The 12480-nt window shown below is 34.6% G+C and carries 10 protein-coding genes; 5 read left to right on the top strand and 5 right to left on the bottom strand.

Translation table 11 applies throughout. From position 1 onward, the window contains the following. The first annotated feature begins 33 nt into the window (after positions 1-33). Positions 34-1251: a peroxiredoxin family protein gene (locus ACFQ1Q_RS01940; RefSeq protein ID WP_386127423.1), complete on the top strand. Its 1218-nt coding sequence runs from the start codon at positions 34-36 to the stop codon at positions 1249-1251. Between the two features lie 37 nt (positions 1252-1288). On the opposite strand, the gene miaE is transcribed toward ACFQ1Q_RS01940, so the two are convergent. Continuing rightward, positions 1289-1870 (bottom strand): tRNA-(ms[2]io[6]A)-hydroxylase, encoded by a 582-nt coding sequence (gene miaE / locus ACFQ1Q_RS01935; RefSeq protein WP_386127421.1) that lies wholly within the window; start codon positions 1868-1870, stop codon positions 1289-1291. A gap of 109 nt (positions 1871-1979) precedes the next feature. Between miaE and ACFQ1Q_RS01930 the strand changes: the two genes are divergently transcribed. Continuing rightward, positions 1980-2600: an SDR family oxidoreductase gene (locus ACFQ1Q_RS01930; protein WP_386127418.1), complete on the top strand. Its 621-nt coding sequence runs from the start codon at positions 1980-1982 to the stop codon at positions 2598-2600. Positions 2601-2757: 157 nt separating this feature from the next. Continuing rightward, positions 2758-3807, top strand: coding sequence for a DUF2911 domain-containing protein (locus tag ACFQ1Q_RS01925; protein ID WP_386127416.1), 1050 nt, complete (start codon positions 2758-2760; stop codon positions 3805-3807). Positions 3808-3949: 142 nt separating this feature from the next. Here ACFQ1Q_RS01925 and recG read toward each other — a convergent pair whose 3' ends face one another. Then, entirely contained in the window at positions 3950-6124 is a 2175-nt protein-coding gene (gene recG / locus ACFQ1Q_RS01920) for an ATP-dependent DNA helicase RecG (protein ID WP_386127414.1), read from the bottom strand. Positions 6125-6202: 78 nt separating this feature from the next. On the opposite strand from recG, the gene ACFQ1Q_RS01915 reads away from it, so the two are divergent. Next, the gene (locus ACFQ1Q_RS01915) at positions 6203-8158 is read left to right on the top strand and encodes a M1 family metallopeptidase (protein ID WP_386127412.1); all 1956 of its coding nucleotides are present in this window, start codon (positions 6203-6205) and stop codon (positions 8156-8158) included. Further along, positions 8158-9045: a patatin-like phospholipase family protein gene (locus tag ACFQ1Q_RS01910; protein WP_386127410.1), complete on the top strand. Its 888-nt coding sequence runs from the start codon at positions 8158-8160 to the stop codon at positions 9043-9045. The genes ACFQ1Q_RS01915 and ACFQ1Q_RS01910 overlap by 1 nt, the downstream gene beginning before the upstream one ends. A 30-nt stretch (positions 9046-9075) precedes the next feature. Here ACFQ1Q_RS01910 and ACFQ1Q_RS01905 read toward each other — a convergent pair whose 3' ends face one another. The 3 genes from ACFQ1Q_RS01905 to ACFQ1Q_RS01895 are packed head-to-tail and all read right to left on the bottom strand — an operon-like array spanning position 9076 to position 12476. Beyond that, on the bottom strand, positions 9076-9597 hold the full coding sequence (locus ACFQ1Q_RS01905) for a DUF7935 family protein (RefSeq protein WP_386127408.1): 522 nt from the start codon (positions 9595-9597) through the stop codon (positions 9076-9078). A gap of 46 nt (positions 9598-9643) precedes the next feature. Next, positions 9644-11206: an FMN-binding glutamate synthase family protein gene (locus ACFQ1Q_RS01900; protein WP_386127406.1), complete on the bottom strand. Its 1563-nt coding sequence runs from the start codon at positions 11204-11206 to the stop codon at positions 9644-9646. 1 nt (position 11207) lies between these two features. After that, positions 11208-12476, bottom strand: coding sequence for an amidohydrolase (locus ACFQ1Q_RS01895; protein WP_386127404.1), 1269 nt, complete (start codon positions 12474-12476; stop codon positions 11208-11210). Positions 12477-12480 lie beyond the last annotated feature (4 nt).

The following is a 12480-nucleotide window of genomic DNA, read 5'->3' as shown; positions in this document are numbered from 1 at the left end:
GTTATTTCGAACTTTAAATACAAACAATTTTCAATGAGATATTTTTCAATTTTTCTATTGGCTTTAATCTTGGTGTCTTGTAAAGACAAAACCACCTCGAAAACACTCGATTACGGTACGTATCGTTTTGTTTTACAGCTCCAAGATGATCAGGAATTGCCGTTTATAGTTGAAGTCGATTCGCAAAATAGCTTGACCATTTTTAATGCTGAAGAACAGATTGAAGTCGATGAAATTGAATATAAAAACGATTCTATCTTTATAAAAGCTCCAGTGTTTGAAGGTTATCTCGCAGGAAAATTTATGGATAATTCAACCATAAAAGGCAATTTTATTAACGAAAGTCTAGATAGAGTAGTGCCTTTTTATGCGAATTACGGTCGAAAAGAACGTTTTAACAATAATGGTGATGCTGCAACAAATGTTTCGGGAGTTTGGGAAACCGTGTTTAGCAAAGGCATTGAAGGCGATGAATATATTGCTAAAGGTGTTTTTGAGCAGAAAGATGGAAAAGTGACTGGAACATTCAGAACAACAACTGGTGATTACCGTTATTTGGAAGGTGTTTTAAACGGAAACCGTATGGAGTTATCTACGTTTGACGGTGCTCATGCTTTTCTATTTACAGCTGAAGTTACCGATTCTACAATGAACGGTACATTCTATTCTGGAAACCACTGGAAAGAGCCTTTTGTAGCTAAGCGTAACTCCGATTACGAATTGCCAAGTGCAAATAGTTTAACGTTTTTAAAAGATGGTTATGAGAGTCTGGAATTTACATTTCCTGATGCTAATGGAAATCAAGTTTCGTTATCTGACGAGCGTTTTAAAGACAAAGTAGTAGTTGTACAAATCATGGGAACATGGTGCCCAAACTGCTTGGATGAAAGTAAATATTATGCCGACTTTTACAGCAAAAATAAAGACAAAGACTTAGAAATTATTGCTTTGGCGTTTGAGTCTGCCAAAACCAAAGAAAAAGCCTTTAACCGTATAGAGCGTTTAACCTCTAAAGTTGGGATAGTTTACCCTGTTTTGTTAGCGCAATATGGTACCTATGATAAAGAAAAAGCAGCCGAAAAACTACCGATGTTAAATCATATATTGTCCTATCCAACATCAATTTTTGTTGATAAAACAGGAAAAGTTCGTAAAATCCATACTGGATTTAATGGCCCAGCTACTGGCGAAAAATATACCGAGTTTAAAAACGAATTTGAAGGGTTTATTGAAACACTTTTAAATGAATAGTAATACTATTTTTAAAAGTAATTATGATACGAAACAATTATCCGTGAATTGTCTCAGACTTTCCGTAGCTTTTAATGATTTCACCTTCAAAGGCAACAAGTTCCTTCCAACGTTGTTCTACATTAATGTTTTTTCCGTATTTACGCGCAAACGTAATAAAAACAGTGTAATGTCCCGCTTCACTTATCATTAAATCATGGTAAAATTTAGATAATTCTGGGTCGCTGATTCGTTGCGATAAGAGTTTAAAACGCTCGCAACTTCTAGCTTCAATCATTGCCGAAAATAACAATCTATCTACTAAACTTTGGGTTGGATTACCACCGCGATTCATAAATTTATGAAGTTGATTAACATAGTGATCTTTTCTTTTTGGACCTAAACTGTAACCGCGCTGTTTAATAATATTATGAACCAACTGAAAGTGCTCTAACTCTTCCATAGCCAATTCTATCAATTTAGTAACCAAATCTTCATGCTCACTATTATGTGTTACTATGGTTATGGCGTTAGTTGCAGCTTTTTGTTCGCACCAAGCATGATCAACTAATATTTCTTCAATATTAGATTCAACAATATTAACCCATCTTGGGTCAGTTTCTAGTTTAAGATGGAGCATTTTTTAATTTATAAGTTGTAGTTATTTCTTACTGCTAATATAAATAGCATATCAGTTAATTATGTTATAATAACTTATATAATTTTAACGAATAAAAAAATAGCATAAAATGGAAAATATATTAGTAGCAGGTGCAAATGGTACCACAGGAAAAAAAATTGTTCATCTTTTAAAGGAATCTCAATATTTCAATCCGATAGCGATGGTCAGAAAAAAAGAGCAAATTGGACAGTTTAAAGAAAAAAACATTGATACGGTTTTAGCAGATTTGACAAAAGATTTAACACATACTATGATTAATATAGATAAAGTTTTATTCGCTGCTGGTTCTGGTGGAAAAAATGTTGTCGAAGTAGACCAAGAGGGAGCAAAAAGATTGATTGCTGTTGCGAAAATGTCAAATGTGGCTAAATTTGTAATGCTCAGTTCAATGGGTGCAGACAAACCAGAAGAGGCAGATGATTTAAAGGACTATTTAAAAGCTAAACACAATGCGGATGAACATTTGAAAAATAGTGGATTAAATTATGCTATCATTCGTCCTGGAACACTAAACAACTCTGAAAGTACGGGTAAAATAGAGTTATCAAAATCACTAAATAGAAAAGGAGAAATAAGTAGAGCTGATGTAGCTCAAACTTTAGTAAGATTTTTACACGATGATGTTCAGGCAAATTGTGTTTTTGAAATTTTAAATGGAGATACGCTTATTGGTGATGCAATATGCTAAAATTTCCTATCTTAATGATTAGTTAATTAACATCTTATCAATATTCTTTAACAGGTTCGTAACAGACGTTTACTTAAATAGATTCTACTTTGGTATTTCTAACTAAATTATCTTTAATATGAAAAACAAATTTAGGTTCCTATTTACCTTCGTTTTAATGAGCATACCTTATTTTGGACTTGCACAATTAGATTTGCCTAGTGGTAGTCAAAAAGCATCGGTAACACAAACTGTAGGTATTACAGATATTACTATAAAGTATTCTAGACCAAGTGTACGAGCTCGAGAAATCTACGGAAAATTAGTTCCTTTTGGGCTTAATAACTTAGGTTTTGGAACTTCTAAAGCTGCACCTTGGCGTGCTGGCGCTGACGAAAATACTACTATTACATTTGAGCATAATGTCAAAGTTGAAGGCAAAAATGTTTCTGCGGGTACTTATGGTTTGCACTTAAATGTAAAAGATGAAAATTCTGCCAATTTAATTTTATCGACTGATAAAGATGCATGGGGAAGTTATTTTTACGACTCGGCAAATGATATTTTAAACACAGAAATATCTGTAAAAGATATTCCGCATGTAGAAACTTTGACTTATGTATTTGACGCTGTCACACCAACTACAACTACAGCGTCTTTAAAGTGGGAAAAGAAAGCCTTTGAGTTTAAAATTGAAGTTGATGTTACTGATATTGTTCTTAAAGATATAAGAGCACAATTTAAAGGGCAAAAAGGATTTACGAGGCAAAATTGGGAGCAAGCAGCAAGCTTTGCTTTAAATAATAATGGTGATTTAGACGAAGCTTTAGTTTGGATTAATAACGCTTTAGAAAATAATTTTTATAGCCTTAAAACTGTAAATGGTTTAGCTATAAAAGCTCAAATTTTAAAAAAGAAAGGAGATTTAAAAGGTTTTAGCGCGGCGATGGATGAAGCGGTAACTTTGGCAACACCTATACAAATCAATAGAATCGGTTATATGATGATAACCGAAAAAGACTATGAGAGAGCTATAAAATATTTTAATTTAAATATTAAAAACGACCCTAAAAATGCCAATTGGTACGATAGTTTGGGAGCAGCTTACAAAGCAAAAGGCGATAAAAAAGCAGCTATCAAAAATTATAAGAAAGCATTGAGTCTAAATCCTTCTACAAGAATTAAAGCCAATTCAGAGAAAAATCTTGAAGAATTAACAGGAAAGTAAATAATCATCAAAACACGATTATTTATGTTTTGGAAGGCTTGGTATTTTGGTTGGTGGCCAAGCCTTTTTTTTAATCTAAATTTATTTTAGAATCTTTCTCAAAGACACTGAATTAATATTCTTAACTCCTTTATCATAAAACTTAACTAATATAATTCCAGATATTCTTATACTTGCTCATTTCTCTGTAAGTGCTTAGAACAGGAAGATGTTCAGCCATACTCAATGATGGGTCAGCAGACAAAATCTTTTTAGCTTGGTAGCGTGCTTCATGTAAAATATCTTTGTCTTTTACTACATCGGCTATTCTTAAATTTAAAACACCACTTTGTTGAGTGCCCATAATATCGCCTGGTCCACGAAGTTTAAGGTCGACTTCAGCTATTTCAAAACCATCAGATGACCTTGCCATAGTTTCTATGCGTGTTTTGCTATTTTCTCCAAGTTTACGACTCGTCATTAAAATGCAATAACTTTGTTCGGCACCACGACCAACACGTCCACGCAATTGATGAAGCTGCGATAAACCAAAACGTTCAGCGCTTTCTATTATCATTACCGAAGCATTTGGAACGTTTACACCAACTTCTATAACTGTAGTCGCCACCATAATTTGAGTTTCCCCTTTTACGAAACGCTGCATTTCGTAATCTTTATCATCAGGTTTCATTTTGCCGTGTACAATTGAAATTTGATAGTCTGGCTGCGGAAACTCTCTTACAATACTTTCATAGCCATCCATCAAATCTTTGTAATCCATATGTTCACTTTCTTGGATTAATGGATAAACCACGTAAATCTGTCGCCCTTTTTTAATTTCGTCTTTCATAAATCTGAAAACTTTAAGACGATTATTATCGAAGCGATGAACTGTTTTTATTGCTTTCCGACCAGCAGGCAATTCGTCTATCACGGAGATATCCAAATCGCCATAAACAGACATCGCCAAGGTCCTTGGAATTGGTGTTGCCGTCATCACTAAAATGTGTGGTGGAATAGTCTTTGAATTCGAAGACGAAGATGAAGTTGAATTCGAATTTTCAAAGCTAATTTTGTTGGGAGAAACAGAAGGTCCTTTATCCCATAATTTTTTCCGTTGTGCGACTCCAAATCGGTGTTGCTCATCGATAATTGCTAAGCCTAAATTTTGAAATTTCACCTTTGGTTCAAGTAGGGCATGAGTGCCAACAAGTATTTGTAAAGTGCCATTTTCGAGATTTTCGTGAATCTCTTTTCGTTTTGAAGTTTTAGTTGAACCAGTTAATAATGAAATATTGATATTCAATGGTTTGCATAATTCTTTTAATCCAGTATAATGTTGGACTGACAAAATTTCAGTTGGCGCCATTAAGCAGCATTGAAAACCATTGTCAAGTCCCATGAGTATTGACATGAATGCTACAATGGTCTTTCCAGAGCCAACATCACCTTGTAAAAGTCGGTTCATCTGTGCATTACTACCTAAATCAAACCGAATTTCCTTTAAAACGCGCTTCTGTGCATTGGTTAATTCAAAAGGTAAATGCTCATTAAAAAATGTGTTGAAATAGTTGCCAACTTTATCAAATTTTAATCCTTTTATTTTTGATTTATGGATAAGATTTTTAAGAATTAATTGCAACTGAATGTAAAATAATTCTTCAAATTTTAACCGGAATTGAGCACGTGCTAAAAGCTCTGGAGATTTTGGAAAATGGATGTTTAAAAGTGCTTCAGATTTTGATACTAATTTTAAATCTGAAAGTGTTTTTTCTGGTAAGGTTTCAGTAAATTTTCCTTTGGTATCTAAAAACAATTGTTGCATGATTTTAGACACCACTTTGTTGGTAACGCCTTTATTAGATAATTTTTCGGTTGACGGATAAATCGCTTGCATGGCAGTACGCAAGTTGTTTTCATTTTCTGATTGCAATTCGATTTCTGGATGTGGCATGCTGTATTTGCCGCTAAACCAGTTTGTGCGTCCAAAAATCACGTAAGATTTACCGATTTTTAGGCTTTCTCTAATCCATTTTTGCCCACGAAACCAAACGAGTTCCATCATTCCAGTTTCGTCTTTAAAATCGGCAACTAAACGTTTGCCTCGTTTTTGAGCCACTTCTCTAAATCCAGTGATGGTTCCAATTACTTGCACTTCGGCATTATTGCGTTGTAACTCGTTGATTTTGTAATAGCGCGTACGGTCTATATAACGATTTGGGAAAAGGTTGAGTAAATCTTGATAGGTTTCAATTCCAAGCTCAGAGCGTAATAAATCTGCACGATTAGGGCCAACACCCTTTAAATAATCGATTGGAGTTTGAAGTTTTGCGCTCATAAAGCGAATTTAATTCTTTTCGATAAAAGTTATGGTTATAATTTGCATTTTGGTCTCATCCTTGTGTAGTTTTACTGTATGAAGAAAATTTTCATTGTTTTTACTCTTTTGTTTTCTGTAGTTTTAACTGCGCAGCAAACGGAATATGTGGATTTTGAACGAGTAGACGTGCAATTAGGAGTCAAACCAGATTCTTCAAAAGTCTTCGGAATTGCTGAATATTACTTCAGAATACTAAAAAATACAGATTCAATTTTTATAGATGCTATAAATATGAAATTTGATAATGTTTCTTTGAACGATAGGTACATTAAATTATTTGTAAATGATTCAAAAAAAATAATAATAAAATCAAACTTTAAGAAGGATAGTCTTTATAAGGTAATGTTTAATTATGAAGCATATCCAAAAAAGTCACTCTATTTTACAAAGAGAAATGGAGATTGGAATATTTGGACACAAGGTCAAGGGAAATACACAAGTAACTGGCTTCCAAGTTTCGATGATGTTAATGAGAAAGCTGAATTTAATCTTCAAATTTTATATGATGAAAGTTATGATGTAATTGCCAATGGGAAGTTTATAAAAAAGGGGCGGATTCCAGAGAATAGAATGTGGTTTTACAACATGCAGAAACCAATGTCAAGCTACCTCGTTGCCTTAGCTATCGGTAAATACGACGTCAAAAAAGAATTCTCAAAAAGCGGCATTCCTTTAGAATATTATTATTACCCAGAAGATTCTTTAAAAGTGGAGCCAACGTATCGTTACACCAAATATTTGTTCGATTTTTTAGAAGATGAAATTGGTTTTGCCTATCCGTGGCAGAATTACAAACAAGTGCCAGTGCATGATTTTTTGTATTCAGGAATGGAAAACACGAGTTTGACTATTTTTTCAGATGCGTTTGTTGTAGATTCTACTGGTTTTAATGATAGAAACTACGTCAACGTCAACGCACACGAGTTGGCGCATCAATGGTTTGGAGATTTGGTAACTGCAACGTCTGGTGAGCATCATTGGTTACAAGAAGGTTTTGCGACGTACTATGCGCTCTTAGCTGAGAAAGAAGTGTTTGGTCAAGATTATTTCGATTTTAAACTTTACAATTCGGCTCAAGATTTGGGACGACAAGATGTTGCTGGAAATGGTACGTCATTGCTTAATTCTAAATCAAGTAGTTTAACCTTTTATCAGCGTGGCGCCTGGGTTTTGTATGCATTACGAAATAAAGTTGGTGATGACATCTTTAAAAAAGCAGTCGTAAATTATTTGAATAAATATCAATTTTTAAATGTAAATACATCAAACTTTATTTCTGAAGTTGAAGTGCTTTATGGTAAATCGCTTTCAGAATTTGTTTCAAAATGGATTGAAGCTGAAATGTTTCCATTTAATGATGCGGTTACGTTGTTAAAGGAAAATTCTGTTTTTATTCAAGAATATATTATGGTGGATTGTGAAACGGCAACATCAAAATGCAAAGAATATTTAGGTGGTTACATTTCCGACGAAGCCAAAGTAAAAATTATTGCGCAGCGCTCAGATTTGGTAACTAAAGATACGTTTAGAGAAAGCCGAAAAGTGCGACAAGCTATTTCACAATATTTGACTAAAATTCCAGCTAACCTTCAAACAGAATATGAATCGTTTTTAGATGATAAATCCTATATAACTATTGAATCTGCTTTGTATAATTTATGGTTGAATTTTCCTTCGGCACGTTCAAGATATCTAAGTAAAACACGAAATATTCAGGGTTTTTCAGATAAAAACGTACGTTTATTATGGTTGGTGTTGCATTTGAATACACCAGAATTTCAAACAGATAAAAAGCAAGAGATTCTGAATGAATTGAAAAGTTATACAAATCCAGAACATAATTTTCAGCTTAGAATCAATGCTTTTAATTATTTAGACCTCATTGGGGCTTGTGATGATGATTGTAAAAATAATTTAGAACAAGCGACGACACATCATAACTGGCGATTGGTTAAGTTTGCAAAAGATATGCTAAAAAAACACAACAAATAATGCGCGCATTGGTAATTTCTGGAGGAGGAAGTAAAGGTGCTTATGCTGGCGGTGTAGCGCAGTATCTTATGGAGCGCGAAAAACACAATTACGACCTGTTTTTAGGAACTTCTACAGGAAGTTTATTGGTACCGCATTTGGCTTGTGGCGAAATAGGTAAGCTTTTCGATATTTTTACTAATGTGCAACAGCACGATATTTTTAGTATTAGTCCTTTTGTGCAGCGAAAAAAAGGAGATAGAGAATATGTGTCTATTGATTTTGTAAATTCTTTTTGGCAATTTATAAGGCGTAAGCGTACATTTGGAGAGAGTAAAGCTCTAAAGCGAAATATTAAAAAGAACTTGACCTATCCCGAATTTGAAAAAATTAGAGCTACAAAGCATGATGTCGTCGTAACGGTAGCAAATTTATCTATGAATCGGGTAGAGTACAAGTCAATACAAGAGTGTACTTACGAGGAATTTTGTAATTGGATTTGGATTTCTTGCAATTATGTACCGTTTATGTCACTAGCCATGGTAAATGGTCATGAATATGCTGATGGCGGCTTAGGAAGTGTAATTCCGATACGAGAAGCTATTCTACGAGGCGCTACCGAGATAGATGCCATTGTATTAGAAGCTGAAAACATGGATAGACAGAAAATTTTGGGTAAAAATCCTTTTTCGCTAATGCTAAACTTATTTGGGCATTTACTTGACCAGAATGAAAAGAATGATGTTCTTATCGGAAAGTTAGCAGCAAAAACCCGTGACGCTAAACTAAACTTGTATTATACACCAACAACTTTGACTGAAAATTCTCTAATTTTTAGTAAGCGATTGATGCAAAAATGGTGGCAACAAGGTTACGATTATGCAGAGCAAAAACACGCTATCAAGTAAAAGTTAGAAATTTTTCAGTAAAAATGCTCATTACCAAAGTTCGCTAACTTCAGATTTTATTAATGCTAAAGCTGTTGCGCTTGGCGCTTGTTTTTCCATTAAATCACTTAGTATAACTTCACGAAGTTTTTGAGCAGAATCTGTTTTCTCTAACATTGCGGACTTTCTTATCAATTGAATAGTGCTGTTTTTTGCAGTATTTATAACGGCCCAACATTTGTCCGAAATGTATATTTGTTGAGTTAAATTATGCTGATATTCTTGTTCAATTGTCGCTATAAGTAAAGATTCGTAATCTTCTTTATTTGAAGAGTTTGGGTTAATTCTCACAATTAAATTTGAAGGTGATATACGTTCCATGAATAACGCCATGCGTTCGTAGGCTTGCAGACGCAAAGGTAAAGACTGTTTTTGTAAATCCTTTTGTAATAAAAATTGGCGTTGCCGATTTTCGTTATCTATGTGATTTTTAAAAAACGTGTAAGATAAAGCTGCTATAAACATAGCCGGAAACAGGCTTAAAATGAGAACGATTATAGATTCTGTAGACATTGTAATTTTTTTTAGCAAACATAAATGGTTTGAGACTAAGAACCAATTATGCGTTTGTTTTTCCACCCAAATGCATACAATCTTTCAGCGTTTGCATATTATTAAATATTACAGGCGTTTTATTGTAACCAAAGGTAGTATCAATCTCTTGCATTAAATGATGGTCGTCCACATTCATTTCAATGTCATCCATCGTAAACTGGCAAGGATGCTCGTAACCTGCAGCATGCGTAATTTCTAAAAATTCTTTTCTAAACGTTTTAAAATATTGTGCTAAACGTTCAGCCTTTAAAGGTATATTGATGCCTCGCTGAAGCCATTTATTTGAAGAAGCAATACCTGTTGGGCAAGTGTTATTGTGACATACTTTTGCCTGAATACATCCAATGCTTAGCATAGCTTCACGAGCAACATTTATGCAATCGACGCCCATTGCAAATGCCATAGCTGCTTTTCCTGGAAAACCTAATTTACCACTTCCTATAAAAACGACTCGCTCCTCTAATCCGTAACTTTGGAATAGTTTATAAATTTCTTTAAAGCCGTAGACCCAAGGTAGTGATACGTGGTCAGCAAAACTTGGAGGCGCAGCACCTGTGCCACCTTCACCACCATCAACTGTAATAAAATCTGGACCGCGATTTTCTTTTTTCATGATTTGCGCCAGTTCTTCCCATTGGTCAATTTTACCTATTGCCGCTTTAATTCCTACAGGTAAACCTGTTGCGTTAGCAATGGCTTCAATAAAATCTACCATTTCAGATATTGTAGAAAACGCCGAGTGATTTGGTGGAGACAATACGTCTTTTCCCATTTCAACATTTCGTATTTCAGCAATTTCTTTAGATATTTTTGAAGCTGGTAAAACACCACCTTTTCCTGGTTTTGCGCCTTGAGATAATTTAACTTCTATAGCTTTTATAAATGGATTGTCTTCAACCAATTTTATCATTTTCTCCATAGAAAAATTACCATCGTCATCTCTCACTCCAAAATAACCTGTTCCAAAATGAAACACGACATCACCGCCATTTTTATGATAAGGAGATAATCCGCCTTCACCTGTATTTTGGTAAGCACCACACATAGCAATGCCCTTATTCATTGATTCTATAGCGCGAGCCGATAAAGAGCCATAACTCATCGCCGAAATATTTATTATAGACGCTGGTCTATATGGTTTTTTTCGTTTGTGAAATGCACCCATAACTTTTGCGCATGGCAAGAAGCTATTGTCTTTTGAATTTGGATGATTTTCCTCAATTTTAAAAGGAAACATCGCGTTGTTAATAAACAAGTGTTGGTGCGAATATATATCTCTGTCTGTACCAAAACCTTCGTAATTGTTTTCGTTTTTAGATGAAGCGTAAACCCAACCACGTTCAATACGATTGAATGGTAATTCTTCGCGATTGTTCGCCACAAAATATTGTCGAATTTCTGGCCCGAAACTTTCAAGAAAATAACGCAAATGCCCAACTACCGGAAAATTATGAATGATAATGTGTTTTTTTTGAAAAAAGATATCTCTTATTGCAATAAGCACTAAAACGATAAGTATCCAAGCCCACCAAGGAATTTGGCCTAAAAAATCTAAAACTGAACTCATATTAATTATTTAAATAGTCTAAAGTAATTTGTGTAAACGCTTTTACACCAAGTAATAATCCGCTTTCATCAATTTGAAAATCAGGTGTGTGATGAGGAAAAGATTCTGTGTTTCCTGGTGTCATTCCGCCCAAAAAGAAATAAACGCCTGGCACTTTTTCTTGAAAATAAGAGAAATCTTCGCCGCCAGTTGTTGCTTTCATTAATTGTACATTTTCTGCACCTGCTACTTTTTGAATTGACGGTAAAATCTGTTCAGTTAAGGCAGCATCATTATAGGTAATTGATGTATTATTCTGAAAGGTAATCGTAGCTTCACCACCATACGCTTTGGCAATAGTTTCTGTCATTTCTTTCATACGACGTTCAATCATAGCACGCATTTTTGGGTCTAGGGTTCTTACAGTACCAATCATTTCGGCAGATTCTGGTATGATATTAAAACGTGTGCCAGATGTTATTTTTCCAACGGTAATTACAGCAGCTTCATCCGTTAAACGGGCTTCGCGACTGATGATTGTTTGTAAACCATCGATAATTTTTGCCGAAATTAATATAGGGTCAACGCCAGACCATGGTTGTGAGCCATGTGTTTGCTTGCCTTTAACGTTGATAACAAAACGCTCTACAGAAGCCATTATACCACCGGTTTTGTATTTAATGACACCAACAGGCGTTTGTGAGTTGATATGTAAACCAAAAATGGCATCAACTTTAGGATTGTCTAAAACCCCTTCTTTAATCATCAATTTAGCACCACCTTCTTCTCCTGGTGGTGGACCTTCTTCTGCTGGTTGAAAGATAAATTTTATTGTTCCGTTAATTTTGTCTTTATGTTTGCTAAATACTTCGGCAGTTGCCATCAATATAGCGGCATGTGTATCGTGACCACAAGCATGCATCACGCCAGTTTCAGTATTTAAAAATGTAGTTTTAACTTCGGATTTGAAGGGTAGATTGTTGCGCTCGGTAACTGGCAAGGCATCGATATCTGCACGTAAAGCCACGACTTTTCCAGGATTGTCTCCTTTTAAAATACCAACCACACCTGTTTTTGCAACGTTAGTTTCAACGTCTAAACCTAAAGACTTAAGGTGCTTCGCAATTTTTTCAGCTGTTTTAAACTCGCGGTTTGAGAGTTCTGGATTTTTATGAAAATCGCGACGCCACTCAATAAGTTTATCTTCGATATCGATGATATCTTTTTCAATGGTATTTTGGGCAAAACTTAATGTAAGACCTAAGCAAAAAATATAGGTGAGTAGTTTCATTAGT

Source organism: Winogradskyella litorisediminis, from assembly GCF_042675765.1.
In the GTDB taxonomy this organism is placed as follows: Bacteria; Bacteroidota; Bacteroidia; order Flavobacteriales; family Flavobacteriaceae; genus Winogradskyella; species Winogradskyella litorisediminis.
The sequence above is the reverse complement of the archived record's forward strand: the minus strand, read 5'-3'. Positions and strand labels throughout refer to the sequence as shown.